At 70.3% G+C, this 26,440-nt stretch carries 21 protein-coding genes; 10 read left to right on the top strand and 11 right to left on the bottom strand.

Annotation, left to right across the window (positions count from 1 at the left end; genetic code table 11):
- Nucleotides 1–3: 3 nt before the first annotated feature.
- From ACY0PA_RS12555 to ACY0PA_RS12530, 6 genes are all read right to left on the bottom strand, one after another.
- Nucleotides 4–1,773, bottom strand: coding sequence for a branched-chain amino acid ABC transporter permease (locus ACY0PA_RS12555; RefSeq protein WP_473084700.1), 1,770 nt, complete (start codon nucleotides 1,771–1,773; stop codon nucleotides 4–6).
- Nucleotides 1,774–1,778: 5 nt separating this feature from the next.
- The gene (locus ACY0PA_RS12550) at nucleotides 1,779–2,708 is read right to left on the bottom strand and encodes a branched-chain amino acid ABC transporter permease (protein ID WP_454402808.1); all 930 of its coding nucleotides are present in this window, start codon (nucleotides 2,706–2,708) and stop codon (nucleotides 1,779–1,781) included.
- Between the two features lie 110 nt (nucleotides 2,709–2,818).
- Nucleotides 2,819–4,018, bottom strand: coding sequence for a branched-chain amino acid ABC transporter substrate-binding protein (locus ACY0PA_RS12545; RefSeq protein ID WP_473084699.1), 1,200 nt, complete (start codon nucleotides 4,016–4,018; stop codon nucleotides 2,819–2,821).
- Between the two features lie 671 nt (nucleotides 4,019–4,689).
- Nucleotides 4,690–5,112, bottom strand: coding sequence for a hypothetical protein (locus ACY0PA_RS12540; RefSeq protein WP_473084698.1), 423 nt, complete (start codon nucleotides 5,110–5,112; stop codon nucleotides 4,690–4,692).
- 355 nt (nucleotides 5,113–5,467) lie between these two features.
- The gene (locus ACY0PA_RS12535) at nucleotides 5,468–5,929 is read right to left on the bottom strand and encodes a PaaI family thioesterase (protein ID WP_473084697.1); all 462 of its coding nucleotides are present in this window, start codon (nucleotides 5,927–5,929) and stop codon (nucleotides 5,468–5,470) included.
- Between the two features lie 78 nt (nucleotides 5,930–6,007).
- Complete coding sequence (locus tag ACY0PA_RS12530) at nucleotides 6,008–8,299, bottom strand: FdhF/YdeP family oxidoreductase (RefSeq protein ID WP_473084696.1); 2,292 nt, start codon at nucleotides 8,297–8,299, stop codon at nucleotides 6,008–6,010.
- Between the two features lie 123 nt (nucleotides 8,300–8,422).
- Here ACY0PA_RS12530 and polA point away from each other — a divergent pair, with 123 nt between their 5' ends.
- Entirely contained in the window at nucleotides 8,423–11,149 is a 2,727-nt protein-coding gene (polA, locus tag ACY0PA_RS12525; RefSeq protein ID WP_473084695.1) for a DNA polymerase I, read from the top strand.
- Nucleotides 11,150–11,234: 85 nt separating this feature from the next.
- Here polA and ACY0PA_RS12520 read toward each other — a convergent pair whose 3' ends face one another.
- Nucleotides 11,235–12,119, bottom strand: a complete 885-nt coding sequence (locus tag ACY0PA_RS12520; RefSeq protein ID WP_473084694.1) for a DUF4184 family protein — start codon at nucleotides 12,117–12,119, stop codon at nucleotides 11,235–11,237.
- Nucleotides 12,120–12,334: 215 nt separating this feature from the next.
- Between ACY0PA_RS12520 and ACY0PA_RS12515 the strand changes: the two genes are divergently transcribed.
- From ACY0PA_RS12515 to pgfA, 3 genes are all read left to right on the top strand, one after another.
- Nucleotides 12,335–14,068, top strand: a complete 1,734-nt coding sequence (locus tag ACY0PA_RS12515; protein WP_473084693.1) for a lytic transglycosylase domain-containing protein — start codon at nucleotides 12,335–12,337, stop codon at nucleotides 14,066–14,068.
- Nucleotides 14,069–14,241: 173 nt separating this feature from the next.
- Nucleotides 14,242–14,376 carry an SPW_0924 family protein gene (locus tag ACY0PA_RS12510; protein ID WP_107489191.1) on the top strand — a complete coding sequence of 45 codons (135 nt, stop codon included), beginning with the start codon at nucleotides 14,242–14,244 and terminating at the stop codon, nucleotides 14,374–14,376.
- A 20-nt stretch (nucleotides 14,377–14,396) separates the two neighbouring features.
- Nucleotides 14,397–15,398 carry a cell envelope lipid trafficking protein PgfA gene (pgfA, locus tag ACY0PA_RS12505; protein WP_473084692.1) on the top strand — a complete coding sequence of 334 codons (1,002 nt, stop codon included), beginning with the start codon at nucleotides 14,397–14,399 and terminating at the stop codon, nucleotides 15,396–15,398.
- Here the strand turns inward: pgfA and hrpB are convergent.
- Nucleotides 15,388–17,931, bottom strand: a complete 2,544-nt coding sequence (gene hrpB, locus ACY0PA_RS12500; protein WP_473084691.1) for an ATP-dependent helicase HrpB — start codon at nucleotides 17,929–17,931, stop codon at nucleotides 15,388–15,390. The two genes, pgfA and hrpB, sit on opposite strands and share 11 nt — an antisense overlap.
- Nucleotides 17,932–18,004: 73 nt before the next feature.
- Entirely contained in the window at nucleotides 18,005–18,817 is an 813-nt protein-coding gene (locus ACY0PA_RS12495; RefSeq protein WP_473086301.1) for a class I SAM-dependent methyltransferase, read from the bottom strand.
- 351 nt (nucleotides 18,818–19,168) lie between these two features.
- Between ACY0PA_RS12495 and rpsA the strand changes: the two genes are divergently transcribed.
- Nucleotides 19,169–20,674 carry a 30S ribosomal protein S1 gene (gene rpsA / locus ACY0PA_RS12490; RefSeq protein ID WP_473084690.1) on the top strand — a complete coding sequence of 502 codons (1,506 nt, stop codon included), beginning with the start codon at nucleotides 19,169–19,171 and terminating at the stop codon, nucleotides 20,672–20,674.
- Nucleotides 20,675–20,760: 86 nt separating this feature from the next.
- On the opposite strand, the gene ACY0PA_RS12485 is transcribed toward rpsA, so the two are convergent.
- Nucleotides 20,761–21,726, bottom strand: a complete 966-nt coding sequence (locus ACY0PA_RS12485) for a right-handed parallel beta-helix repeat-containing protein (RefSeq protein WP_473084689.1) — start codon at nucleotides 21,724–21,726, stop codon at nucleotides 20,761–20,763.
- A gap of 219 nt (nucleotides 21,727–21,945) precedes the next feature.
- Between ACY0PA_RS12485 and ACY0PA_RS12480 the strand changes: the two genes are divergently transcribed.
- The 5 genes from ACY0PA_RS12480 to ACY0PA_RS12460 all read left to right on the top strand — a co-directional run bounded on the left by ACY0PA_RS12480 (nucleotide 21,946) and on the right by ACY0PA_RS12460 (nucleotide 26,104).
- Nucleotides 21,946–23,556: a flavin monoamine oxidase family protein gene (locus ACY0PA_RS12480; RefSeq protein WP_473084688.1), complete on the top strand. Its 1,611-nt coding sequence runs from the start codon at nucleotides 21,946–21,948 to the stop codon at nucleotides 23,554–23,556.
- 100 nt (nucleotides 23,557–23,656) lie between these two features.
- Entirely contained in the window at nucleotides 23,657–24,595 is a 939-nt protein-coding gene (locus tag ACY0PA_RS12475; protein ID WP_473084687.1) for a PAC2 family protein, read from the top strand.
- A gap of 41 nt (nucleotides 24,596–24,636) precedes the next feature.
- A complete protein-coding gene (gene coaE / locus ACY0PA_RS12470; RefSeq protein WP_473084686.1) occupies nucleotides 24,637–25,239 on the top strand; it encodes a dephospho-CoA kinase in 603 nt (200 codons plus the stop codon).
- Nucleotides 25,240–25,252: 13 nt separating this feature from the next.
- Nucleotides 25,253–25,636, top strand: coding sequence for a hypothetical protein (locus ACY0PA_RS12465; protein ID WP_473084685.1), 384 nt, complete (start codon nucleotides 25,253–25,255; stop codon nucleotides 25,634–25,636).
- A 102-nt stretch (nucleotides 25,637–25,738) separates the two neighbouring features.
- Nucleotides 25,739–26,104, top strand: a complete 366-nt coding sequence (locus tag ACY0PA_RS12460; RefSeq protein ID WP_473084684.1) for a tetratricopeptide repeat protein — start codon at nucleotides 25,739–25,741, stop codon at nucleotides 26,102–26,104.
- Nucleotides 26,105–26,140: 36 nt separating this feature from the next.
- On the opposite strand, the gene ACY0PA_RS12455 is transcribed toward ACY0PA_RS12460, so the two are convergent.
- Nucleotides 26,141–26,428, bottom strand: coding sequence for a DUF6343 family protein (locus tag ACY0PA_RS12455; RefSeq protein ID WP_473084683.1), 288 nt, complete (start codon nucleotides 26,426–26,428; stop codon nucleotides 26,141–26,143).
- Between the last annotated feature and the right edge of the window lie 12 nt (nucleotides 26,429–26,440).

Genomic DNA, 26,440 nt, shown 5'->3' with positions numbered 1-26,440 from the left:
GGGTCACGCCCCTGCCTTGGTGGCGCCGACGGTGCTGTCGGGCAGGCTTTGTTGTTCTGGGATGTCTAGTTGGCCGGTCTCGTGGAATTCGAGTTGGCGGCGGCGGTTGGCGATGATGCCTTCGGGGCGGAAGCGCATGAGGATGACGAGTGCGATGCCGAAGGCGAGGAGCTCGTATTCCTTGAGGAAGGTGAGCTTTTCGGGGATGAGGTAGAGGAGTGAGGCGCCGAGGAGGGGGCCGCTGACGGTGCCCATGCCGCCGAGGACGACGGCGGCGAGGAGGAAGGCGCTGTTGGGGGGTGCGGCGCCGGCGAACTGGTAGGGGCTGGGGACGACGCTGTAGGTGACGTGGGCGCTGACGGTGCCGGCGAGGCCGGCGAGGGTGGCGCCGAGTGCGAAGGCGATGAGTTTGACGCGGAAGCCGTTGATGCCCATGGCGGTGGCGGCGGTTTCGTCTTCGCGGATGGCGATCCAGGAGCGGCCGATGCGGGAGTCGGCGGCGCGGGTGAAGACGAGTACGACGAGCGCCGTGATGAGGAGCATCAGGAAGAAGTAGTTGGCGAATCGGCCGAGGGTGAATCCGGCGACGTCGTGGGGGGCGCCGAGGTTGAATCCGAAGATTTCGAGGTCGGGGATGGAGGGGATTCCGTCGGGGCCGTTGGTGATGTCGGGTCCGGAGGAGCCGTCCATGTTGTTGACGGCGATGCGGAAGATCTCTCCGAAGCCGAGGGTGACGATGGCGAGGTAGTCGCCGCGCAGTCGCAGGGTGGGGGCGCCGATGAGGACGCCGAAGACGAGTGAGGCTGCCATGCCGGTGAGGGCGGCGGCCCAGAAGGGGAACTGGACTCCGGAGAAGCGGGAGAACTCGGAGCCGGAGACGAGGGCGGCGGCGTAGGCGCCGACGCCGAGGAAGGCGACGTATCCGAGGTCGAGGAGTCCGGTGAGGCCGACGACGATGTTGAGGCCGAGGGCGACGGTGGCGAAGATCAGGATGTTGACGCCGAGGTTGGCGTTGTGGTCTTCGCTCTGGGTGAAGGGGAAGATCGCTGCGGCGAGGAAGGCGATGCCGGTGGCGAAGCCCTTGTTCTGGGCGCAGAGGGTGGAGAAGCGGTCGAGCTGTCCGGCGTGGACGAGGGCCCAGGCGACGAAGACGAGGAGGAGGACGAAGCCGATGAAGGTTTCGCTTTCTTCGTCGTTGATGCCGATGCCGTAGGTGAAGGCGATGAGGCCGAGGGTGATGCCGAGGGTGACGATGAGCCGCTGTGTCCAGCCGGGGAGTTGGCCGGTGGGTGCGGGCTGGTCGGGCTTGGTGAGGTAGGCCTTGGCCGTGTCGCCGGGGCGTGGCAGGGCGAGGGCGCCGAGGACGGGGAGTGCGGAGGCGATGGCGGCGACGTAGGCGCCGGGGTCGAGGTTGGCGAGTCCGCCGAGTTCGACTGCGATGGCGATGGCCGCGTACCAGCAGACGGTGAAGCCGGCGAGGGTGGTGAGGAGGATCGGGGAGGTGGCGCCGGCGGGGTTGAGCCGGTGCAGTCCTCGCACGTTCCACAGGGGGAGGGTGAAGAGGAGGGTGATGAGCCCTGCGACGAGGGCGATGGTCTGGAGGCCTGCGGGGTAGCCGTAGACGGTGAGGTCGCCGGGGAAGTCGGAGGTCCAGGTCCAGGACATGAAGGTGCTGGCGATGGTGGCGGCGGCGCCGGCGGCGATGAGGATGCGGGGGGCGCCTGCGGGGAGGGTGATCAGGCCGCGGGCGGTGTCGGTCTTCTGTGTGGTCATGGTGATCACGCCCTGTCCGCGACGCGTTCGCCGAGCAGGCCTTGTGGCCGTAGCAGCAGTACGAGGATGAGGAGGACGAAGGCCCAGACGGAGGCCCAGCCCTGGCCGCCGAACTGTTGCATGCCGGGGATGTCGGCGATGTAGGCGGTGGCCATGGCTTCGGCGAGGCCGAGGACGACGCCGCCGAGCATGGCGCCGTAGATGTTGCCGATGCCGCCGAGTACGGCTGCGGTGAAGGCCTTGAGGCCGGCCTGGAAGCCCATGTCGTACTGGACGGAGCCGTATTTGAGGCCGTAGGCGACGCCGGCGACGGCGGCGAAGATGCCGCCGATGGCGAAGGCGATCACGATGATGCGGTTGGTGTCGATGCCCATGAGCTGGGAGGTGTCCGGGTCCTGGGCGGTGGCTTGCATGGCGCGGCCGGTGCGCGAGAGGCGGACGAAGAAGGCGAGGGCGGCCATGCACAGGGGGGCGGCGATGATCAGGAAGACGTCGCCGCTCTGGATGCGGATGTCACCCAGGTGGTAGGGCCCGAAGGGGAGTTGCGGGAAGACGCGGGCGCTCTTGGCGTCGGGGTACCAGTTGAAGACGGCCTGCTGGAGTGCGAGGGAGAGGCCGATCGCGGTGATGAGGGGGGCCAGGCGTGGCGCGCCGCGTAGTGGCCGGTACGCGAAGCGTTCGGCTCCGACGGCGATGAGGGTGGCGACGAGTGCGCCTCCGATGAGCATGGCCGGGAGGGCTATCCACATGGATATGCCGTCGGGGAGCGCGAGGTAGACCGTGAGTGCGCCGAAGCCGCCGGTCATGAAGATCTCGCCGTGGGCGAAGTTGATGAGCTGGACGATGCCGTACACCATCGTGTAGCCGATGGCGATCAGCCCGTACATCGAGCCGAGGAACAGCCCGTTGGCCAGCTGCTGCGGCAGGGTGTTCACCGCGTGGCCTCCATGGGTGGGGAGAGTGGGGCAGGGATATGGGTGGGGCCGCGCGGTGACGGGTCGTCGTGGCCGCGCGGCCCTGTGTGGTGCGTGCGGTGCGGGGTGGGTCAGCCGGCGTTGTAGGTGCCGCTCTTGACGGCCTTCCACTCGCCCTTGGTGACCTGGTAGACGGTGAGCTGCTTGTTGGTGGTGTCGCCGTACTCGTCGAAGGCGACGGGGCCGGCGATGCCGTCGAACTTGGCCTTCTGGACCTCTTCGACGATCTTGCCGCGGGCGTCGGACGGGACCTTGCCGTCCTTCACGACGGCGCCGACGGCCTTGATGATGGCGGTCGCGGCGTCGTAGGAGTAGCCGCCGTAGGTGCCGTAGTCGCCGGGGTACTTCTTCGCCTTGTAGGTGGCGATGAAGTCCTTGGCGGCGGGCAGCGTGGTGACGGGGACGCCGACGGAGGTGGAGAGGTCGCCCTCGGCGGACTTTCCGGCGGTCTTGATGTACGTGTCGGAGAACATGCCGTCACCGCCGAAGAGCGGGATCTTGGCGCCGGCGTCCTTGAGCTGCTTGGTGAGGATCTGCGACTCGTCGTACTGGCCGCCGTAGTAGAGCAGGTCGGCGCCGGAGTTCTTGATCTTGGTGACGAGGGTGGAGAAGTCCTTGTCGCCGGTGTTGACGTGGTCGGTGCCGACGACCTTGCCGCCGGTCTTCTTGAAGCCCGCGGTGAAGAGCTTGGCGAGGCCGGCGCCGTAGGTCTGCTTGTCGTCTACGACGTAGACCTTCTTCTTCTTGAGGGTGTTGTACGCGTAGTCGGCCGCGAAGCCGCCCTGGAGGGCGTCGGTGGTGGCGGTGCGGAAGTACGACTTGTACGGGCGCTTCTTCGAGGTCTGCCAGTCCTTGCCCTGGGTGAGCTCGGGCGCCGTGTTGGAGGGCGAGATCTCGACGAGGTTGGCCGTAGCGAAGACCTGCTGCATGGAGGTGGCCACACCGGAGTTGAGGGGGCCGACGACTCCGAGGACGTCCTTGTTGCCGACGAGGGCGGTGGCGTTCTGCTGGCCGGTGGCGGGGACGGCCTTGTCGTCGAGCGCCTTGACCTTGAACGTGACGCCGGGAACGGTGTTCTTCTTGTTGGCGTCGTCGACGGCGATCTGGACGCCGTACTGGATACCGAGGCCGGTGGCGGAGTTCGCGCCGGTGAGCGGGGCGTCGACGCCGATGACGACGGTGGCCTTCTTGCTGCTGTCGCTGCCCTTGTTGTCGTCGCGCGATCCGCAGGCGGTGAGCGTGAGTGCTCCGGTGGTGAGCACGCTGGTCATGATGAGCAAGGAACGGTGTCGCACGATCAATCCTCTCCCTGGCGCGGCTCCCGCGGTTGGGGGCCGTGTGTCTCGCCGGGCCGTACTGGGGTGGTACAGGGCCGTGCAGCAGACGCGCCCGGCGGCGCGGTGACTGGCCGTGACTATAAGCGCAGGTGGGTGGGGTGCGGAGCTGAGGAGGGAAGGATGTGACGCTCTTGTTATGACGCGGTGCTCGTGGGCGGGTGTGGTGGGGGCGATCAGGCCTTGTGGATATGGGTGGCCGGCGCTCGCGTGTAGAGAACATGCTGTTCCGCTAAGGAACTTGAGGTGATCTTGGTCCTTACGGGCGGGAGCGTGCCGTCGGCGGGGTGGGTGCCGGGTGCTTCGGGTGGCGGTGGCTCGCGCTCCGCATTGCTCTGTTGCGACAGAGGTAACTGAGTGTTACTTCTGCGTGAGATCTGTTCGCGGTCCGCGGGGCGGTCCGCGGGGCCCTGTGTGCCGCAGGTGTCGTGCAGGTAGGTGGCGAGTCGCGTGGGAAGGCGCCGCCGAAGAGGTAGCTGTGCTGCTGCTGTGCCTGACGGTTGTGCAGACCGAGGTCGAGGTGCGGCAGGGTGAAGCCGGGCGGCAGGGCGGTGCACTTGTATACGGAGATGCGCACCGTGAGGGGTGTCGGGGTGCCGCCTTCACTGTCAGTGGCAGGGCGGGGTGGCGTAGGCGGTCAATCCCGGTGGTCCGGCTCGTACTTGACGGTTGGTCACGGGGTGGGTGCCGGGTACGGAGACGGTGAAGCGGAAGGTGGCGGGGCGCGGGTGGTGCGGGTCCGGCGGGCCCGTTCCCTCGTAGTGCAGGAAGGTGACCTGGGAGGGCCAGGGAGTGGGGGCGGGTGCGGCCGGGGTGGTGGTGAGGGCGGCGTACGCGTAAGCGCCCGTGATGGCTGCGGCGGCGAGCAGAGCTTGCAGGGTGCGGCGCGGGTGCGGCAAAAGGGCTGCCCAACGCTCGTAGAGATGGTGTGAGTTGAGGGATTCGGCCCACAGGGTGTCGGTGTGGGCGGGGGTGTGCGGGGCGCCGTCGCCGGAGGGGGGTTCCGGCTCGACGGGCCCGATACCGGCCATGCTCCACGCTGGTGCGCAGGGGGCGGGTCCGCCCATATGGGCGGGGGTAACCGGGGTGTGTCAGCGGCCAGTTGGGGCATGGGCCGGTGTTGGTGGATGCCTGCGCTGTGGTGGCCGGGGGAGGGCTTCGCGCGGGAGGAACTCGCGTCGGCGGCCGTGTGCCGCGGTGCCCGGCTCCCGTCCCCTGATCGACGTCTGCACTGCCCGGCGCGGCGGCGGTGGCCGTCCGCGCCGGGAGCGGCGGCGTGAAGCGTCGTGATCGTTGTGGCGCCCTGTGACGGACGGGCCCCGCGGCGGACGGGCCCTGCGACGGTTGAGTCCGGTGACGGGCGGGTCCTGCCGCGGACGAGGGGCTTCAGCTCGTGGGCATGTCCTTGAGGAGGCAGGTCAGGCGGGCCGAGCAGACCCGCCGGTCCTGCTCGTCGGTGATCACGATGTCGTACGTGGCGGTGGAGCGGCCGCGGTGTACGGGGGTGGCGACGCCGGTGACGAGGCCGGAGCGTGCGCCGCGGTGATGCGTGCAGTTCAGGTCGACGCCGACGGCGATCTTGGAGCTGCCTCCGTGGAGCATGGAGCCGACGGAGCCGAGGGTCTCGGCGAGCACCGCGGAGGCGCCACCGTGCAGCAGGCCGTAGGGCTGCGTGTTGCCCTCGACGGGCATGGTGCCGACGACGCGGTCAGCGGACGCTTCCTTGATTTCGACGCCCATGCGGGTGCCGAGATGCCCCGCGGAGAACAGGGCGTGCAGGTCGACGCCGAGCGCCGCATACTCGTCGATGACCTCTTGCGGGAACTTCACGCTGCTGTGCTCGCCCATGGTGCCCGGCTCCGTTCGTCGTCTGTCGGTGTTCGTGATGTGGTGCTGTGCGGCCTGGTCGGCTGCCTGAGCGAACGCTCAGTCGGTCGCCGATTGTTCCAGGCGGACGACGACGGACTTGCTGGTGGGGGTGTTGCTGGTATCGGCGGTGGCGTCCAGCGGGATCAGGACGTTGGTCTCCGGGTAGTACGCGGCCGCGCAGCCCCGGGCCGTCGGGTAGTGGACGACGCGGAAGCCGGGGGCGCGGCGCTCCACACCGTCCGTCCACTCGCTGACCAGGTCGACGTAGGAGCCGTCGGCGAGGCCCAGGTCCTGGGCGTCGTGGGGGTTGACGAGGACGACCCGGCGGCCGTTCTTGATGCCGCGGTAGCGGTCGTCGAGGCCGTAGATCGTGGTGTTGTACTGGTCGTGCGAGCGCAGGGTCTGCAGCAGCAGCCGGCCCTCGGGGAGCTTCGGGTACTCGACGGGCGCGGCCGTGAAGTTCGCCTTGCCGGTGGTGGTGGGGAAGCGCCGCTCGTCGCGCGGGCCGTGCGGCAGGGTGAAGCCGCCAGGGCGACCAGCAGAACCAGCCACGCGCGCGTTGAAGTCCTCGAAGCCCGGGATGACCTTCGCGATGCGGTCGCGGACCGTGGCGTAGTCCTTCTCGAACTCCTCCCAGGGCGTGCGTGACGCCTCGCCCAGGACGCGGCGCGCGAGGCGGGCCACGATCGCCGGCTCCGACAGGAGGTGCTTGCTCGCGGGCGCGAGGCGGCCACGGGAGGCGTGGACCATGCTCATGGAGTCCTCGACGGTCACGAACTGCTCGCCACTGCCCTGGAGGTCGCGCTCGGTGCGGCCCAGCGTCGGCAGGATCAGGGCGCGCGCGCCGGTGACCGCGTGGGAGCGGTTGAGCTTCGTCGACACGTGCACCGTCAGGGCGGCGCGGCGCATCGCGGCCTCGGTGACGTCGGTGTCGGGGGAGGCCGCCACGAAGTTGCCGCCCATCGCGAAGAACACCTTCGCCTCGCCGTCGCGCAGCGCCTCGATGGCCCGTACGACGTCGAAGCCGTGCTCGCGGGGCGGCGCGAAGCCGAACTCCCTCTCCAGGGCGTCCAGGAAGGCGGGCGCGGGGCGTTCGAAGACGCCCATGGTGCGGTCGCCCTGCACATTGGAGTGGCCCCGCACCGGGCACACGCCCGCGCCGGGGCGGCCGATGTTCCCGCGCAGCAGCAGGAAGTTGACGACCTCGCGGATCGTGGGCACGGAGTGCTTGTGCTGGGTGAGGCCCATCGCCCAGCACACGACGGTGCGCTCGGAGGCGAGCACCAGGGCGAGGGCCTCCTCGATCTCGGCGCGCTCCAGGCCCGTCGCCGTCAGTGTCGCGTCCCAGTCGGCGGCGCGGGCGGCCTCCGTGAACTCCTCGTAGCCGTGGGTGTGTTCCTCTATGAAGGCGTCGTCGACGGCGCCGTCCGTCTCCAGGATCAGCTTGTTCAGGAGGCGGAAGAGGGCCTGGTCCCCGCCGAGGCGGATCTGGAGGAACAGGTCGGTCAGGGCGGCGCCCTTGAACATGCCCTGCGGGGTCTGCGGGTTCTTGAAGCGCTCGAGTCCGGCCTCGGGCAGCGGGTTGATCGTGATGATCTTCGCGCCGTTCTCCTTGGCCTTCTCCAGGGCGGAGAGCATGCGCGGGTGGTTCGTGCCCGGGTTCTGCCCGGCCACGATGATCAGGTCGGACCTGTAGAGGTCCTCCAGCAGGACGCTGCCCTTGCCGATGCCGATGGTCTCCGTGAGCGCGGAACCGGACGACTCATGGCACATGTTCGAGCAGTCGGGCAGGTTGTTCGTGCCGAACTCGCGGGCGAACAGCTGGTAGAGGAACGCCGCCTCGTTGCTCGTGCGGCCCGAGGTGTAGAACACGGCCTCGTCGGGGGAGGCCAGGGCCGCCAGCTCCTCGGCGATGATGTCGAAGGCGCGCTCCCAGGACACCGGCTCGTAGCGCTCGGCGCCGTCCGCCAGATACATGGGGTGGGTGAGGCGGCCCTGCTGGCCCAGCCAGTACCCGGAGCGGGTCGCGAGGTCGGCGACGGCGTGCGCGGCGAAGAAGTCGGGGGTGACCCGGCGCAGGGTGGCCTCCTCGGCGACCGCCTTCGCGCCGTTCTCGCAGAACTCCGCCTTGTGCCGGTGGTCGGGCTCCGGCCAGGCGCAGCCCGGGCAGTCGAAGCCGTCTTTCTGATTGACGCGGAGAAGGGTGAGCGCGGTGCGGCGCACGCCCATCTGCTGCTGGGCGATCTTGAGGGAATGGGCGACGGCGGGCAGTCCGGCGGCGGCGTGCAGCGGCGCGTCCACCTGCGGCGCGTCCTGGACCGGATCTCCCGTGGGCGGCTTCGTTGCCATCGTCTGTTCCCCTTCTAGCACACGTGTGAGGTACGTCTCCGATCCTCGCACGCACGACTGACAGCCCTCGCCGGAGGCCCGTGGCGGACCGGACTGTCAGTGGGGCGTGGCAGGATCGGGGGCGTGGCAGAGACAGCAGCGAAGAAGACCGAGAAGACGACCTCAGGCAGCCGGCCGCGGCTGATGCTCATGGACGGGCATTCGCTGGCGTACCGCGCGTTCTTCGCGCTGCCCGCGGAGAACTTCACGACCGCGACCGGACAGCCGACGAACGCGATCTACGGCTTCGCGTCGATGCTGGCGAACACGCTGCGCGACGAGGCGCCCACGCACTTCGCGGTGGCGTTCGACGTCTCGCGCAAGACATGGCGCTCCGAGGAGTTCACGGAGTACAAGGCGAACCGTTCGAAGACCCCGGACGAGTTCAAGGGCCAGGTCGAGCTGATCGGCGAGATCCTCGACGCGATGCACACACCGCGCTTCGCGGTCGACGGGTTCGAGGCGGACGACGTCATCGCCACGCTCGCCACCCAGGCCGAGGCCGCCGGGTTCGACGTCCTGGTCGTCACCGGCGACCGGGACTCCTTCCAGCTCGTCAGCGACCACGTCACGGTGCTCTACCCGACGAAGGGCGTCTCCGAGCTGACCCGGTTCACGCCGGAGAAGGTCGAGGAGAAGTACGGGCTCACGCCGGCCCAGTACCCGGACTTCGCGGCCCTGCGCGGCGACCCGTCGGACAACCTGCCGGGCATCCCCGGCGTCGGCGAGAAGACCGCCGCGAAGTGGATCAACCAGTTCGGTTCGTTCGCCGAGCTCGTGGAGCGCGCCGAAGAGGTCAAGGGCAAGGCGGGGCAGAATTTCCGCGACCACATCGAAGCCGTCAAGCTGAACCGCCGGCTGACCGAGATGGTGCGCGACGTCGAGCTCCCCAAGACGGTCGACGACCTGGAGCGCACCGCGTACGACCGCACGGCCCTCGCGATGATCCTGGACACCCTGGAGATCCGTAACCCGTCGCTGCGCGAGCGGCTCCTCGCCGTCGACCCGGGCGCCGAGCAGGCCGAACAGGCGCCCGCCGAGCCGGGCGTCGACGTCGACGGCTCGGTGCTCGGTGCGGGCGAGGTGGCCCCGTGGCTCGCCGAGCACGGCGACGCGGTCCTCGGTCTCGCCACCGTCGACACCTGGACGCTCGGCACGGGATCCGTCACCGAGGTGGCGCTCGCCGGCGCCGGGGGAGCCGCCGCCTGGTTCGACCCCACCCAGCTCGACGAGGCCGACGAGAACGCGTTCGCGGCCTGGCTCGCCGACGTCGCGAAGCCCAAGGTCCTGCACAACGCGAAGAGTGTCATGCGGGTCTTCGCCGAGCACGGCTGGACCGTGGACGGCGTCACCATGGACACGGCGCTCGCCGCGTACCTGGTCAAGCCCGGCCGCCGCTCCTTCGCGCTCGACGCGCTGACCCTGGAGTACCTCGGCCGTGAGCTCGCCCCGGCGGCGGCCGACGGACAGCTCGCCTTCGGTACGGAGGACGACGACCAGGCCGAGGCCGACGCGCTCATGGTGCACGCCCGCGCCATCCTCGACCTCGGCGAGGCCTTCGGCGGGAAGCTCCGGGAAGTCGGCGCGGCCGACCTCCTCAAGGACGTCGAGCTGCCCACGTCCACGCTCCTCGCCCGCATGGAGCGGCACGGCATCGCCGCCGACCGCGCCCATCTGGAGACCATGGAGCAGATGTTCGCGGGCGCCGTCCAGCAGGCGGTGAAGGAGGCGCACGCCTCCGTGGGCCACGAGTTCAACCTCGGCTCGCCCAAGCAGCTCCAGGAAGTCTTCTTCGGCGAGCTCGACCTGCCCAAGACGAAGAAGACGAAGACCGGGTACACGACGGACGCGGACGCGCTCGCCTGGCTGGCCGCGCAGACCGACCACGAACTCCCCGTGATCATGCTGCGCCACCGCGAGCAGGCGAAGCTGCGCGTCACCGTCGAGGGCCTCATCAAGACGATCGCCGCGGACGGCCGCATCCACACGACGTTCAACCAGACCGTGGCCGCGACCGGCCGGCTCTCCTCGACCGACCCGAACCTGCAGAACATCCCGGTCCGCACCGACGAGGGCCGCGCCATCCGCCGCGGCTTCGTCGTCGGCGAGGGCTTCGAGTCGCTCATGACCGCGGACTACAGCCAGATCGAGCTGCGCGTCATGGCGCACCTCTCCGAGGACGAGGGCCTTCTCGAGGCGTTCACCTCGGGCGAGGACCTGCACACCACGGTCGGCGCGCAGGTCTTCGGCGTCGGGCGATCCGCCGTCGACGCGGAGATGCGCCGCAAGATCAAGGCCATGTCGTACGGGCTCGCCTACGGCCTGTCCGCGTTCGGCCTGTCCGGGCAGCTGAACATCGAGCCGGGCGAGGCGCGGGTCCTCATGGACACGTACTTCGAGCGGTTCGGCGGCGTGCGCGACTATCTGCGCCGCGTCGTCGACGAGGCGCGCGCCACGGGCTACACCGAGACGATGCTCGGCCGCCGCCGGTATCTGCCGGACCTCAACAGCGACAACCGCCAGCGCCGTGAGATGGCCGAGCGCATGGCGCTCAACGCTCCCATTCAGGGCACGGCCGCCGACATCGTCAAGATCGCCATGCTGAACGTGGACAAGGCGCTCAAGGACGCGAAGCTCACGTCCCGGCTGCTGCTCCAGGTCCATGACGAAATCGTCCTGGAGATCGCCCCGGGCGAGGCCGCGGCGGCGGAGGAGCTGGTCCGGCGCGAGATGGCCGGGGCCGTGCAGCTGCGGGCGCCGCTGGACGTGTCGGTGGGCGTGGGCCCGGACTGGGAGTCCGCGGCGCACTAGCCTCCGGCGGACGGGAGTCCGGACGGGAGTTCAGGTAAGGGGCGGGGCCCATAGGCTCCGCCCCTTACCTGCTTCACGACCCTGTTCACCGTTCTTGTGTCACCGGAGCCGGCGCCTCACCGCGATCGGCCGCTCCTCGACGCCCCCGCACGAGAAGCGCGTACACGACCAGGCCGAGTACGAGGCCCGCGCCCCCGCCGAAGCACAGGGTCGGGATGATCTCCCACGGCTTGGCGACAGCGCCCCAGTACGTCCACCAGCGCACCGTCCGTACCCCCGCGGCCACCGCCACGCACCCGCCGATCACCAGCGCCGCCACCCACCGCTCGCGCACCGAGAGCTGAGGCAGCGCGGCGCGGGCGTCGGCGGCGGCCGACGAGGGGACACGGCGCACCGCCGACATCACGAAGAGCGCGATCACGACGAGCGCGACCGCCGAACCCCCGTACTGCGCGTACCAGTAGAGAGGGGAGCCGGCGATCCTCTCGCCGAGGACCGGGAACACGCGCATGCCCCACCGGTCGAGATGCGTGAACGCGTCCCACACCACGTGCGTCGCCGCGCCGAGGACGGCGGACACGTACCACCACCACGCCGCGGCCACCGGCCGCCGCTCCCACGCGAAAGCGCCGGACGCGACGCCGCCCCGAGCGCCGCCCGCACCCCGCGCCACCACAAGAACCCGCCCCCGCACCCGCCCCGGCAGCAGCGCGATCACCGGCTCCCGCAGCAGGCGCCACAGGCCGACCAGTACCGCAGCGATGGCCACGTCGATCGTGAAGACGCCCGGGAAGGAGTGGGTGAAGTCCCCGAACTCCATCGCCCCCGGCACCGCACTCGCCGCGAAGTACGTCACGTCAGGCGCGAACGAGCCCGCCACCAGCAGCGACGGTACGAGCGCGCCGCGCCCCGTGCCGTCGCGGCGGACGGCCGGCAGCACGGCCGCGGCATGGCTGATCGTGAACGGCAAGAGGTCCCCCTCGGACGGTACTTGATGATGCGGTGCGTACGCGGCGCTCAGTATGGCCCGTGGCGATCGCGGTAACGCGTACATGGCCAACCGGCGAAATTCGGGCACGAACAGGTGTCTGCGCGCGGGAAGTTGTCGTAGTGTCGCCTGGGTCACTCCACGCTGGGGAGCGTGGACGGACCCGGAAACGGTCGGCAATCGGAGGGGCTCACGGCATGGCGGCGCTATTCGGAAAGCGGTTGCGCAGGTCGGCGATGACGACCGCTGTGGCGGCTGCCGCCGTGGCGGCACTCTCCGCGTCCCAGGCGCCCGGCTTCACCACCGCGCAGAACGGCGGGCACTCCACGGCCGACGCGACGCCCCCGCCCGGCGACTCGGCGACCGGCAACTCCCCGTACTACACCGACCTGCCGCCCCTCAACAGCCCCACCGCGCCGCCCAGTACGGGCACCGGCGGCCCGGGAGGTACGGGTACGGGCTCGGGTGAGGACGGTATCCCCGCCACCGTTCTCGACGCGTACAAGAAGGCCGAGGCGGAGCTCGCCGCGACCAAGCCGGGCTGCAACCTCCCCTGGCAGCTGCTCGCCGCGATCGGCAAGGTCGAGTCGGGCCAGGCCCGCGGCGGCAACGTCGACGCGAACGGCACGACGCTCAAGCCGATCCTCGGCCCGGTCCTCGACGGCAACGGCTTTGCGAGGATCACCGACACGGACAACGGCGCCTACGACGGGGACATGACGCACGACCGGGCCGTCGGCCCCATGCAGTTCATCCCGTCGACCTGGGAGTGGTCCGGCCGCGACGGCAACGGCGACGGTAAGAAGGACCCCAACAACATCTACGACGCGGCTCTCGCCGCGGGCCACTACCTGTGCCGCGGCGACCGCGACCTGTCCCGCAGCGCCGGCCTGAACGCGGCGATCCTGAGCTACAACCACTCGCAGGAATACCTCAACACGGTCCTGTCGTGGCTCGAGTTCTACCGCAAGGGCACCCACGAGGTCCCGGACGGCACCGGAGTCCAGCCCGGCGACCGCAGCGACGGCGGCCCCAGCCCTTCGCCCTCGCCGAGCAGCCCCGGCACGACCAGCCCGTCCCCCGGCACATCCAAGCCGCCCAAGCCCTCCGAGCCGTCGAAGCCCGGCAACCCGGGCGGCTCCCCGGGCACCGACCCGTCGAAGCCGGGCGGCGGAGGCTCCACGAGCCCCACACCGCCCACGCCCGCCGAGACGGTCGCGCACATCGAGGACGCCGGCACGGGCAAACTCGCCGCGACCGCCGGCGACGCCTTCGCCGAACGCGTCGCCGTGCGCACGGAGAACGCCGCGGGCAAAGGCGTCGGCACGGTCAAGGTGAAGCTCACCGTCGTCGGCGACACGGATCTGGCCTTCAGCGGCGGCTTCAAGACCGTCACCGTTGTCACCGACAGCACCGGCAAGGCCACGGCGCCGCCGCTGAGGGCGGGCGAGGACACCGGCGAGTTCACCGTCCGCGCCACCGTCGTCGACCGCAAGCTGCCCGGCCTCGACTACACGGCGACCGTCTCCGCGCGCCAGGCCGACGCCCTCACCAGGACCGGCGACACGGAGCTGACCTGCGAGGCCGGCGGCCAGTTCGCCGACCCGGTCCAGGTCAAGGCCACGTACAAGGGCGACGCCGCCGACGGGGTCGCCACCACGGCCACGCTGATCAAGTCCAAGGACGACGCGGCCGAGAACGACAAGGGCCCCTACTTCAAGGACGCGGACGGCAAGGCGATCCGCACCCTCAAGGGCCTCAAGACCGACGGCGACGGCCGCCTCCAGCTGCCGAGGATCTACGCGGACGACGCCACCGGCACGTTCCTGCTCCGCATCAACACCACCGGCGGCGCGACCCTCACCATCGAATTGAAGGTCACCGCGGCCGGCGCCACGGCAACCCCGTCCGCCTCGCCCTCGGCGACGTAACTCCCGTACGGCACAAGCCGTATCAGCAGCACCCGCGCCGCCCCCTCGCCGCTCACCGGCCGAGGGGGCGGCGCTGTTGTGCAACGTGTTCTCATCTCGGCCGCGCGTTGCTACGGTGCCCCAGCCCTGACGCTCTATCAGATTCCAGATCCGGTGATCCGCCGGGAGGCTGCATGCGTGCCCTGATCGCCGCCGCGACCGGTCTGGCCGTGGCGCTCGCCCTCGTCATCACGATCTCGGCGATCGGCTCCCCGCCCGGCGAGACCTCGCCCAAACCGCTGCTGACCACCGTCCCCAAGCACCCCTGACCCGCCGAGGAGGCCGCGCGATGCGCCGCAAGGCCAGCCTGATCCTGCTCGCCCTCGCCGTGTTCTGCACGGCGATGTCCCCGCTGATGCGCTGGTACGCGTTCCCGCGCCTCGCGAAGATCCCGGCCGGCCAGTACCAGACCGCCGTCCTGGAGGCGAAGAACCCGACCCTCCTCGACTACGGCTCGATGCAGGCGAAGAAGGTCCCCAAGGTCACGATCGTCCAGACGCTCAAGGGCAACGTGGAGGCCTCCGAACAGGTCGAGAAGAGCGCGGGCCGCGACGTCGTCGTCTGGGACTCCCTTTCCTACGTCGTCGGACCCGACGGCAAGATGGTCTCCCAGGTCCCCGAACGCTACGTCTTCGACGCCCACAGCCAGGCACCCGTCCACCCCACGGGCAAGTACGCCGAGACCGTCGACGGCGACAAGGTCAGGCGCGACGGCATCGAGTTCAAGTGGCCCTTCCTCACGGAGAAGCGGGACTACGAGTACTACGACGCCCAGGCCCGCATCACCCGGCCCATCCACTACAAGGGGACCCAGACGTTCCGCGGCGTGAAGGTCTACTACTTCGAACAGACCATCCCCTGGACGAAGGTTCCCCTCCCCAAGACGATGCCGGTCAAGGGCATCACACCGGAGTCCGTCGCCAAGACCGGCACCACCCGCTGGTACAGCACGGTCCGCAAGTTCTGGGTCGAGCCGGTCACCGGCGCCCCCGTCTACGGCGAGGAGATCCAGAACAACGAACTCCGCGGCGGCACGCTCCTGGGAGGCCGCGACAAGGTGACGGTCTTCAAGGGCCACGTGAAGATGCGCGAGGACTACATCAGGTCGACGGTCGACCTCGTCAAGTCCAACCGCGTCCTGGTCGTCCTGCTCACCTCGTACCTGCCGTGGGGCTTCTTCGTCCTCGGCCTGCTCCTGCTCGCGCTCTCCCTGTGGCTGGAGGCCCGCGGCCGCCGCCCGGGCGAGCCCGAGGCCGCCCCGGAGCACGAGCCGGAACCCGTCAGCGCCTGAGCCGCGCGCTCGTGTGCCGCGTCGCGACCGCGCCCGCCGGATCCTCGGGCCACGGATGCTTCGGGTACCGGCCGCGCAGCTCGGAGCGCACCGCCCGGTAGCCCTCGCGCCAGAAGGAGGCGAGATCCGCGGTCACGGCCGCGGGCCGCCCCGCGGGGGACAGCAGATGCACCAGGACCGGCACACCGGCCACGCGCGGCGACTCGTGCAGCCCGAACATCTCCTGCACCTTCACGGCCAGTACGGGCTGTTCGGGGTTCGCGTAGTCGATCCGGATCCTGGACCCGCTCGGCACCTCAAGACGCTCAGGCGCCAGCTCGTCGAGGCGGGCCGCGTCACCGCTCGCCCAGGGGAGCAGCCGCCGCAGCGCCTGGCCCGCGTCGATCCGGCCCAGATCGGACCGGCGCCGCGCCTTGCCGAGCTCCGGCTCCAGCCACTCGTCCACGCGCGCGTGCAGCGCGTCGTCCGACACGTCGGGCCAGGGCGCGCCCAGCGTCCGGTGCAGGAACGCGAGCCGCTCCCGCAGCTCCCCGGCCTCCCGAGACCACCGCAGCAGAGAGAACCCCTCCCGCCGCAGTCCTTCCTTCAGCGCCTCCCGTACGAGAGCGGGGGCGGCCTCCTTCAGCGGGCGCACGGCGAGTTCCACCGCGCCGAGCCGCTCGACATGCCGCGCCACCAACTCGCCGTCGGCCCACGCCACTTCGTCCCCCTCGGTACGCAGCGGCGCCGCGGCACGCAGCGCGACCTCCTCGTCGACGACCGCGGCGAGCCGCACGCGCGCGTGCCCGGCGCCCACAGGCCGGTCGGCGACCGCGACGGCGATCCACGGCGCGCCCCGCAGTCGTGACCCCTCCGCGAGCGCGGCCCGGGTACCGGACACCATCAGATACTCGCCGTCGCGCCCACGCCCCACCCGCTCGGGGAAGGCGAGCGCGGCGACGATGCCGGCGACCCGGTCCTCGGACAGGACCCCGGTCCCGGCATCGCGCACCGGGGCCTGCCCGGCGGTTCGCTCCGATCCGGCCCCTGCCGCCCCCGTAAGCCGCCGTACCTCCGTCTTCCAGCGCGCGGCGTACGCGTCGGCGCCCCGGCGCGCGGTGCGCCACGCGGCGGCCAGATCGTCGCCGTAGTCGCGGGGCGGCTCCTCGCTCAGGAGGGCGACCACCTCGGCCGCGCGGCGAGCGCCCACCAGCGGGGTCGCGTCGAGGAGGGCGCGGGCCAGGCGCGGATGCAGGCCGAGGCCCGCGAGGCGCGCGCCGCGCTCCGTGGCCCGGCCCGAGTCCGCCCCGACCGCCCCGATCGCCGTCAGGACGGACCGGGCCGCCGCCATCGCCCCGGCCGGCGGAGCGTCCAGGAGCGCGAGGCCCGAGGCGTCCGGATCGCCCCAGCACGCCGCCTGCAACGCGAACGCCGTCAGGTCCGCCACCTTGATCTCCGGCGCGGGGAACCGAGGCAGCCGCACGTCCTCCGCCTCCGTCCAGCACCGGTACACCACGCCGGGAGCCTCGCGCCCGGCACGCCCCGCCCGCTGCCGCCCCGCAGCCTGCGAGGCCCGTACGGTCGTCAGGGCGCTCAGCCCGCGCGCGTGGTCCACCCGCGGCTCCCGCGCGAGCCCCGAGTCCACGACGACCCGCACACCCGGAACCGTCAGCGACGACTCGGCCACGGACGTCGCGAGCACCACCCGCCGCCGCGCGCCGGGCGAGAGCACTGCGTCCTGCACCGCGGCCGGCGCCCGCCCGTGCACCTGAAGCACATCCACATCACCCAGCGCGCCCAACTGCCCGGCCACGCGCGCGATCTCACCGACCCCCGGCAGGAAACACAGCACATCCCCGCTCTGCTCCCGCAGCGCGCGCCGCACCACCGCCGCCACGTGCGTGAGCAACGCCGGATCCACCCGCATCCCGTGCGGCGGCCGTACCGGACGCGCGGGCGGCGCCCACGCCGTCTCCACGGGATACGAGATTCCCTCGGCCTCGACCACGGGCGCCCCGCCGAGCAGCCGCGCCCAGCCCTGCGCGTCCGTCGTCGCCGACGCCGCCACCAGCCGAAGCTCGGGCCGCAGCGTCTCGCGCACGTCGCACAGGAACGCCGCGACCGTGTCCGCGTCCAGATGCCGCTCGTGGACCTCGTCGAGCATGACGACATCCACGCCCGTCAGCTCCTGGTCGCGCTGGAGCCGTTGCAGGAGCACACCCGTCGTGACGACCTCCACGCGCGCGTGGCGCCCCATCACCCGCTCACCGCGCACCGTGTAGCCGACGCTCTCGCCGGCCTCCTCGCCGAGCAGCCACGCCATCCGCCGCGCCGCGGCCCGCGCCGCGATCCGCCGCGGCTCCGCGACGACGACACGCCGCGCGGGCCCGTCACCGACGAGCCCGGCGAGCACCAGCGGCACCAGGGTCGTCTTGCCGGTCCCCGGCGGCGCCACGAGAACGGCGCTGCCCGGCGCCGCGGGCCCGTCGAGGGCATCGCGCAGGCCGGGCAGTGCACTGCGTACAGGCAGGTCCAGAGCGTCGTTACGGATCACATGCTCAGTCTCTCCCCGGGGGCACCTCCGGCCGGAGGCTGGGGGACTTCGGCCGGGGGTGCCCCCTCTGGATCTAGCTTCGCTCGCACACGAAGATCGCCGTCCCCGGGATCAGGTTTCCGCGCAGCGGGGACCAGCCGCCCCACTCCTGCGTGTTCCATGCCGGCCACTGCGGCTCGACGAGGTCCACCAGACGGAACCCGCCGGCCACGATGTCCCGCACCCGGTCACCGACCGTCCTGTGGTGTTCCACGTATACGGCGCGCCCCTCGTCGTCCTGCTCCACATAAGGGGTGCGGTCGAAGTAGGAGGCCGCTACGGAGAGCCCCTCCGGACCCGGCTCGTCCGGGAACGCCCAGCGGATCGGATGCGTCACCGAGAACACGAACCGGCCGCCGGGCCGCAGCACCCGGTGCACATCCCGGAGCACCCGCACCGGATCGGCGACAAAGGGGAGCGCGCCGTACGCCGAGCAGGCCAGGTCGAAGGAGCCGTCCGCGAACGGCAGCGCGCCCGCGTCCGCCTCCACCAGCGGCACCGCACCGCCGTCGATGCGCTGCGCGTGCTGGAGCTGCCGGTGCGATAGGTCGAGCGCGACGGGGTGCGCGCCCTGCGCGGCGAGCCAGCGCGAGCACTGCGCCGCGCCCGCGCCGATCTCCAGGACGACCTTGCCCTTCAGGTCCTCCGGAGGGCCGAGCAGCTCGGCCTCCACCTCGTCGAGACCCTCGGGCCCCCACACGAAGCGGTCATCTCCGAGGAACGTGCCGTGCTCGACCTGGTAGTCGTCCGCGTTCCTGTCCCACCAGCCACGATTGGCACGGGAACTCTCCGTGACGTCGGCATCGCGCCGGGTGGCTTCGGGCTCGAACGGTTCGGGCTCTTGGATGATGGGCTCCCTAGTCGTACTCTTCCGTTCAACCCGTCGCGGCAGAGTGCCGAGCGGCCCATGGCCTCGTGCGACAGGTTTTGTGCCGGGTATGCGAATTTCGCCCCGGGTGTGCGGCTTCGCGCATTGACCCTGTCCGGCTGCCCCCGTATGCTACAAGTTGCGCTGCGAGCCTGCGCTCCTCAGACGTAGCAGGCTGCGCTCGCATCTGTATGTATGTCCCCTCGGTAATCGAGGCGCCCCCTCCGGGATTGGCGCTTCCTGAGCTGTCCGGCCTTCTGCAGTGCGATCACGGGCTCCCGGCGTAGCAGTACCTACGACTTCAATGTCCGTACCGGAGCCCTTACCCACATGACGAGCAGCACCGAGACCACCGCCACCACCCCGCAGGTAGCGGTCAACGACATCGGTAACGAGGAAGCCTTCCTCGCCGCGATCGACGAGACGATCAAGTACTTCAACGACGGCGACATCGTCGACGGCGTCATCGTGAAGGTCGACCGGGACGAGGTCCTGCTCGACATCGGTTACAAGACCGAAGGCGTGATCCCGAGCCGTGAGCTCTCGATCAAGCACGATGTCGACCCGAACGAGGTCGTCAAGGTCGGCGACGAGATCGAGGCCCTGGTTCTCCAGAAGGAGGACAAGGAAGGCCGTCTGATCCTGTCCAAGAAGCGCGCTCAGTACGAGCGTGCCTGGGGCACGATCGAGAAGATCAAGGAAGAAGACGGCATCGTCACCGGTACCGTCATCGAGGTCGTCAAGGGTGGTCTCATCCTCGACATCGGCCTCCGTGGCTTCCTGCCGGCTTCCCTCGTCGAGATGCGCCGCGTCCGCGACCTCCAGCCCTACGTGGGCAAGGAGCTCGAGGCCAAGATCATCGAGCTGGACAAGAACCGCAACAACGTGGTCCTGTCCCGCCGTGCCTGGCTCGAGCAGACCCAGTCCGAGGTCCGCCAGACGTTCCTCACGACCCTCCAGAAGGGTCAGGTCCGCTCCGGCGTCGTTTCCTCGATCGTCAACTTCGGTGCCTTCGTGGACCTGGGTGGCGTCGACGGTCTCGTGCACGTCTCCGAGCTGTCCTGGAAGCACATCGACCACCCGTCCGAGGTTGTCGAGGTCGGCCAGGAAGTCACCGTCGAGGTCCTCGACGTCGACATGGACCGCGAGCGTGTCTCCCTGTCGCTGAAGGCGACGCAGGAAGACCCGTGGCAGCAGTTCGCCCGTACGCACCAGATCGGCCAGGTCGTCCCCGGCAAGGTCACGAAGCTGGTTCCGTTCGGCGCGTTCGTCCGCGTGGACGAGGGCATCGAGGGTCTGGTCCACATCTCCGAGCTGGCCGAGCGCCACGTGGAGATCCCGGAGCAGGTCGTCCAGGTCAACGACGAGATCTTCGTCAAGGTCATCGACATCGACCTCGAGCGTCGCCGCATCAGCCTCTCGCTGAAGCAGGCCAACGAGGCCTTCGGTGCCGACCCGTCGGCGGTCGAGTTCGACCCGACCCTGTACGGCATGGCCGCGTCGTACGACGACCAGGGCAACTACATCTACCCCGAGGGCTTCGACCCCGAGACCAACGACTGGCTCGAGGGCTACGAGACCCAGCGCGAGGCCTGGGAGACCCAGTACGCCGAGGCGCAGCAGCGCTTCGAGCAGCACCAGGCTCAGGTCATCAAGTCCCGCGAGGCCGACGCCCAGGCCGAGGCCGAGGGTGCTGCCGCTCCGGCCGGCGCCCCGGCTGCGTCCGGTGGCGGCGGCGGTTCGTACTCCTCGGAGTCGGACGACAGCTCCGGCGCGCTTGCTTCGGACGAGGCGCTCGCCGCGCTCCGTGAGAAGCTGGCCGGTGGTCAGAGCTGACCTGAACCCTCCGGGTTCCGGTAAGTAGTTGAGCGGGCCCGCACCCTTTGGGTGCGGGCCCGCTTCTCTGTGTCCGCCGGCGTTTCCTATGGAGTGACCGGTACGTTCGTCAGGCCCTTGCCGCCGGTGACCGTGTTGCTGCTGTAGACCGTCGTCACGCAGCTTCCGCCGGCGTTCGTCACGTTGATCGCCAGCTGCTTGTCGCCCGTCGCGCCGCGCAGGTCCGACGTGTTGGAGCGGAAGACCGTGCCGCAGCCCCAGCCGGACTGCTGGGTGTGTGTCTCGTAGCCGGTGTTCGTCGTGGCGCTGCCCTCGTTGTTCTCGACCAGGACGTCGTTGCCCTTCACGTCGACCCAGGAGTCGTCGAAGTTGGCCCCGGTCAGGCCGCTGCCGTCGAACGTGTTGCCCACGATCCGCGCGCCCGTCGTGCCCTCCTTGATGTCGACGTTCTCGCCGCCGACGTCCGGGCCGATCGTGTTGCCGGTGATCTGGATGCGGTCACTCTTGTCCGAGGTTCCGCCGGCTGTGCCGACGTAGACGCCCTCGCCCATGCCGCGGCCGTCGTTGCCGGTGTCGTAGATCCGCGAGTTCTTGATCGTCCCGTCCGTGCTGGAGTTGCGGAAGTGGACGCCCTCCATGTCGAGCCCGTGGACGGTGACCGTGTCGACGACGACGCCGTTCGCCGAGTCGATCATGATGCCCTTCTGGCCGCCGGTGACGGTGATGCCCTGGACCGTCCAGTACGAGGCGCCGTTCAGATGCAGGCCGTAGCCGCCGCCCGCCGTGAGGACCGCCTTCGCGGAGCCGGTCAGGGTGATGCGCGAGCCGGAACTCCCGGCGATCGACGTCTGGAAGTTGCCCGTGTACGTGCCGTCGGCGAGATGGATCGTGTCGCCGGGGGCGGCCGCGGTGAGCGCCGATTTGAGCTGCGCCGCGGTGGAGACCTCGATGACCTGGGCGGCTCCGGCGGCGGGCGTCGCGAGGGCCGTGGCGGCTCCGGCGACGAGCACGGAGGCGGTCAGAGCGGGCAGGAGCGCGGAACGGATGCGCATGTGGGGGGGTGCCTTCCCGTCGGTTCGTGCGAAAAGGTGTTCTTGTACATGAATCCTAGGTGCGCATATGAACGTAGAGGCGTGGCATGACTGCGTCAAGGTCTGGACCAAAGGGCTGTGCGGGGAGGGAAACGTGGGAGATACACGAATAACTCCTGTGCCGTAACAGGCCGTTGCAAGGATCCCCGGACACTCAAGATCGTGAGGGGAGCCGTCAGCATGGCAGTACAGCAGCGACCGGAGGCGGGCTCGAGCCGCCGGGCCTTCCTGCGCAACGTCGGGGTGAGCGGTGGCGCGGGCGCGATGTTCGCCACCATGGGAGCCCTCGGCCTCGCCCCCACCGCGCAGGCCGCCTCCCGCGAACAGGCCTACAGCGCACCGAAGTCGGGCGACTTCACGCTCACCGGCCGCGGCGCCGGCAAGGTCGTCGTCGTGGGCGGCGGCATCGCCGGACTCGCGACGGCGTACGAACTCGGCAAGGCGGGCTACGACTGTACGGTCCTGGAGGCAAGGGACCGCACCGGCGGCCGCAACTTCACGGTGCGCGGCGGCGACAGCACCGTCGACCTGTACGGCAACCGGCAGACGGCGCGCTTCGCACAGGGCCAGTACCTGAATGCCGGGCCCGCGCGGCTGCCCCAGTGGATGGTCACCCTCGACTACTGCCGCGAACTCGGTGTCCCCGTCGAGGTGTTCACGAACACGAACGCCGATGCCTATCTCTACAACGAGTCCGCCGGCATGACCGCGCCCGTGCGCTACCGCACGGCCAAGGCCGATGTGTACGGCTACGTATCGGAGTTGCTCGCCAAGGCCACCGACAAGGGCGCTCTCGACAAGGAACTCACCGCCTCCGACCAGGACCGCCTCATGGAGTTCCTCAAGGATTTCGGGGACCTCGGCGACAAGCTCGCCTACGAGGGCTCAGAGCGCCGCGGCTACAGCACCGTCCCGGCCGCCACCGGGACACCCGGAGTGATGCTCGGCGACGTGCCCTCCGCGTCGGACGTGTTCGCCAGCGGCGTCGGGCGGTACTTCTCCTTCGAGTTCGGCTTCGACCAGGCCATGCTGATGTTCCAGCCCGTGGGTGGCATGGACCAGATACCGAAGGCGCTGACGCGCGCGATCGGTGCGCACAAGGTGCGTACGGGAGCCGTCGTCAGCAGGATCACTCAGACGGCGGGCGGAGTCACCGTCACCTACACGCAGGGCGGCAGGACGAGTGCCGTCGAGGCCGACTACTGCGTCGGCGCGCTGCCGCCCAACATCCTCGCGAAAATCCCGCACAACCTCGGCTCCGGCGTGCAGTCCGCACTGGAGGCCATCACCCCGCAGTCCGCGGGCAAGATCGGCCTGGAGTACCGGTCCCGCTGGTGGGAGCTCGACCACAAGATCTACGGCGGCATCACCGAGACCGACCTCGACGTCACCCACATCTGGCACCCCTCCTACGGCTTCCACGGCGAGCGTGGCGTACTCGTCGGCTACTACAACTACGACGGCGACGCCGACTCGTACGCCAAGCTCACACCGGGCGAGCGCGAGAAGCGTGCCGTGGCCGCCGGCGTGAAGATCTACGGCGAGAAGTACCGCACCGAACTCGCCTCCTCCTTCTCGCATCACTGGCGCCAGACCCCGCACCTCGAAGCCGCCTGGCACGACACCCCCGGCGGCCCCGACGACCCCCGCTACAAGCCGCTCAACGAACCCACAGGCCGCGTCTACTTCGCCGGGGACTGGCTCAGCTACACGGACGCATGGCAGCACGGGGCGTTCACCTCCGCCCGCAGGGCAGTCACCAGGCTCCACACGCGCGCGCTGGCCGCGTAGGGACACGCGACAGCTAAGAGGTGTCTGTGAGGGGCGCGGGGAGGGAATGCCCGCGCCCTACGGCGCGTTCCCCTAACGAACACGAGGAGGAGCGGTCACAGTGCTTGATCCGCAGGGTTTGTACGCATGGGAGCCGAAGGGCCTGGCCGTGGTGGACATGGCGCTCGCCCAGGAGTCGGCCGGACTGGTCATGCTCTACCACTTCGACGGATACATCGACGCGGGTGAGACCGGCGACCAGATCGTGGACCGTGTCCTCGACTCGCTGCCGCACCAGGTCGTGGCGCGGTTCGACCACGACCGGCTCGTCGACTACCGGGCCCGCCGCCCGCTGCTCACCTTCCGGCGCGACCGCTGGTCGGACTACGACGTGCCCGCCCTTGAGGTGCGGCTCGTCCAGGACGCCACGGGCGCCCCCTTTCTGCTGCTCTCCGGCCCCGAGCCGGACGTCGAGTGGGAGCGTTTCGCCGCCGCCGTGAAGGAAATCGTCGAGCGGCTCGGCGTGCGCCTCGCGGTCAACTTCCACGGAATCCCGATGGGCGTCCCGCACACACGGCCCGTGGGCCTCACGCCGCACGGTAACCGGACCGAGCTCGTCCCCGGCCACCGCAGCCCGTTCGACGAGGCGCAGGTCCCCGGCAGTGCGGAGTCCCTCGTCGAGTACCGCCTCATGGAGGCCGGACACGACGTACTCGGTGTCGCCGCGCATGTCCCGCACTACATCGCGCGCTCGCCGTACCCCGACGCCGCGCTCACCGTCCTCGAAGCCATCACGGCGGCGACCGGCCTCGTGCTGCCCTCGGTGGCGCACGGGCTGCGCACGGAGGCGTACCGCACGCAGACGGAGATCGACCGGCAGATCCAGGAGGGCGACGAGGAACTCGTCGCGCTCGTCCAGGGACTTGAGCACCAGTACGACGCTGCCGCGGGCGCCGAGAGCCGCGGGAACATGCTGGCCGAACCGACCGACATCCCGTCCGCCGACGAGATCGGCCTCGAGTTCGAGAAGTTCCTCGCCGAACGCGAGGGCGACGCATAGGGGCTGTGGTCAGCAGTGGGGGCCTCGCCTAAGCTGCCCGCATGCTGAAGGTGGGTCTGACCGGCGGAATCGGTGCCGGCAAGAGCGAGGTGTCCCGGCTGCTCGTGGCGCACGGGGCCGTACTGATCGACGCGGACCGCATCGCGCGGGAGGTCGTGGAGCCCGGAACTCCCGGACTCGCCGCGGTCGTCGAGGCGTTCGGGAGCGACGTGCTCGCCCCGGACGGCTCGCTGGACCGGCCCGCGCTCGGCGCGATCGTGTTCGCCGACGCGGACCGTCTCGCCGTCCTCAACTCGATCGTGCACCCACTGGTCGGCGCCCGCTCCGCCGAACTCGAAGCCGCCGCCACCGGTGACTCCGTCGTCGTGCACGACGTACCGCTGCTCGCCGAGAACGGCCTCGCACCGCTGTACGATCTCGTGATCGTCGTCGACGCGAGCCCCGAGACCCAGCTCGACCGTCTCGTGCGCCTGCGCGGTATGAGCGAGGAGGACGCTCGCGCCCGCATGGCCGCCCAGGCCACCCGCGACAAGCGCCTGGAGATCGCCGACATCGTGATCGACAACGACGTACCGCTCGACGAGCTGCACCGGCGGGTCGACGCCGTCTGGGCGGACCTCGCACAACGGGCGTCCGCGGCCTAGAAGGGGGACGGGCGTGGTCGTACTGGCGGCGTTCACGTTTCTCGGCGGCCTGGTGGCGATCCTCGCCGGGGCGTACGGGCTGCGGCGGACCCGGCGGATCAGCGAGGCCGGACGCGTCACCCAGGCACTCGTGAAACCCCCGCAGGCGGGTTCCGAGCGACCCCTGCTGCAGTTCGAGACGCACGACGGCCGCGTCGTCGAGGTGACGTCCCCTGTGCCGCCCACCCGACGGCTCCCGCTGCCGGCGGGCGGCCACGTCGGCATCGCGTACGACGTCGACGACCCGCGTGAGACCGTGCTCATCGGCGGCGAGCGGGCCGCCCTCGACTGGGTGTTCGTGGCCGCGGGTGTGGCGCTGGCCGTGCTCGGCGCGGTACTCACCGTGACCTGGGGCTGAGCCTTCAGAGCGGTCGGACGTACGTACGTCGGGGTGTTACGGGGGAGGAATAGGGCCGACAGTCCACGCCGTTGACGTGGACGACGAAGGAGGGAGACCGCTGTGCCCCACTCCAACCCGGAGACGCATGTCATCGACTTCCGTGCCGCTGAGCATCTGCTCGCGGCGCGTGACCCGCGAGGCGCGGTGAAACTGCTCGACCCGGTCATCGCGGCCCACCCCGAGAACACGGCGGCGCGGCTGCTGCGCGCCCGCGCGTTCTTCGCGGCGGCCCAACTGCGCGCGGCCGAGCTCGAGTTCACCATCGTCCTGGAGCGCGAGCCGGACAACGCGTTCGCACACTTCGCGCTCGCCCGCACCTATCAGCGTGCGGCGCGGCCGGACCAGGCGAGGCGCCATTTCCGGCTGGCAGCGGCGCTCGATCCGCAGCCTGACTACGTGGCCGCGGCCGCTTTCGAGGCCCCCTAGGGGCTTCCAGGGAGTTCCAGGGAGTTCCAGGGCGGTCTACGACTTGTCGTCCGGGGGATTGTAGGGCGGTACGCGCGGGGGATCGTAGGGCGGTACGTCGGGGCCCGGCTGGTAGTGCGGGCCCTGCCGGATGTGGCGGGTGATCATGAAGAGGTCGACGGTCACGATCAGCCACAGCACCCCGCACGCGAACGCCCACCACGGGCGATCCGTGAGGATGAACGCGACCGTGCCGAAGATAGTCCAGGCCAGACCCCAGATACTGAGCCACAGCCGGGCACGCAGAGCACTGCGCGCGGTCGCGGGTTCACTGCCCGTACGCATCGTCACCACCTC

Source organism: Streptomyces sp. DS1-CR2 (assembly GCF_055760475.1).
This window is presented reverse-complemented; position numbering and strand designations above follow the sequence as displayed.

Bases quoted from the DNA above. Each gene is read 5' to 3' on its own strand.
- ACY0PA_RS12555 (WP_473084700.1), bottom strand. From the start codon at position 1,773: ATGACCACACAGAAGACCGACACCGCCCGCGGCCTGATCACCCTCCCC.
- ACY0PA_RS12545 (WP_473084699.1), bottom strand. From the start codon at position 4,018: ATGACCAGCGTGCTCACCACCGGAGCACTCACGCTCACCGCCTGCGGA.
- ACY0PA_RS12540 (WP_473084698.1), bottom strand. From the start codon at position 5,112: ATGGCCGGTATCGGGCCCGTCGAGCCGGAACCCCCCTCCGGCGACGGC.
- ACY0PA_RS12535 (WP_473084697.1), bottom strand. From the start codon at position 5,929: ATGGGCGAGCACAGCAGCGTGAAGTTCCCGCAAGAGGTCATCGACGAG.
- ACY0PA_RS12530 (WP_473084696.1), bottom strand. From the start codon at position 8,299: ATGGCAACGAAGCCGCCCACGGGAGATCCGGTCCAGGACGCGCCGCAG.
- ACY0PA_RS12515 (WP_473084693.1), top strand. From the start codon at position 12,335: ATGGCGGCGCTATTCGGAAAGCGGTTGCGCAGGTCGGCGATGACGACC.
- ACY0PA_RS12510 (WP_107489191.1), top strand. From the start codon at position 14,242: ATGCGTGCCCTGATCGCCGCCGCGACCGGTCTGGCCGTGGCGCTCGCC.
- pgfA (WP_473084692.1), top strand. From the start codon at position 14,397: ATGCGCCGCAAGGCCAGCCTGATCCTGCTCGCCCTCGCCGTGTTCTGC.
- rpsA (WP_473084690.1), top strand. From the start codon at position 19,169: ATGACGAGCAGCACCGAGACCACCGCCACCACCCCGCAGGTAGCGGTC.
- ACY0PA_RS12485 (WP_473084689.1), bottom strand. From the start codon at position 21,726: ATGCGCATCCGTTCCGCGCTCCTGCCCGCTCTGACCGCCTCCGTGCTC.
- ACY0PA_RS12480 (WP_473084688.1), top strand. From the start codon at position 21,946: ATGGCAGTACAGCAGCGACCGGAGGCGGGCTCGAGCCGCCGGGCCTTC.
- coaE (WP_473084686.1), top strand. From the start codon at position 24,637: ATGCTGAAGGTGGGTCTGACCGGCGGAATCGGTGCCGGCAAGAGCGAG.
- ACY0PA_RS12455 (WP_473084683.1), bottom strand. From the start codon at position 26,428: ATGCGTACGGGCAGTGAACCCGCGACCGCGCGCAGTGCTCTGCGTGCC.